This window comes from Mesorhizobium sp. M8A.F.Ca.ET.165.01.1.1 (assembly GCF_004792065.1).
Taxonomy (GTDB): Bacteria; Pseudomonadota; Alphaproteobacteria; order Rhizobiales; family Rhizobiaceae; genus Mesorhizobium.
On the sequence record NZ_SRTH01000114.1, the window covers coordinates 1 to 370 of the forward strand.

At 63.2% G+C, this 370-nt stretch carries 1 pseudogene; it reads right to left on the reverse strand.

Going from position 1 to position 370, the window contains the following annotated elements:
* Positions 1-231: pseudogene (locus EN808_RS36850) on the reverse strand (L,D-transpeptidase); the annotation flags it as partial.
* Between the last annotated feature and the right edge of the window lie 139 nt (positions 232-370).

The following is a 370-nucleotide window of genomic DNA, read 5'->3' on the forward strand; positions in this document are numbered from 1 at the left end:
CCCCAGTATGTAATAAAGGCGTCGCTCCGTGGTGTTGATCACAATTGACCCCTTCGGTTGGGCCTCAGCGAAATCAACGACCTCCTTGGGGATTGCCGACCATGCCGGTCGCATTTCTCCACCAGCGGCCTGGTCGGGAGCGGATGGCGAGATCAGCACATTTCGGGCTTGGTCGTAGCTCCAGCTCCGCGGGTCGTAGCCGCTATTCGACTGACCCTGCGCCGGCGCCATGGCGGCACTCAACGTGGCGGCAAGCAGAACCGACTCACCCAAGCCCCTGACGAGACGCGGGTCGATTAGGGGCCGGCGCCCTAGAATGCCCGCAGGAGCTTTCAAGCTCGAGAGCAGGTTCCTGCGTGCTGCCACCGGG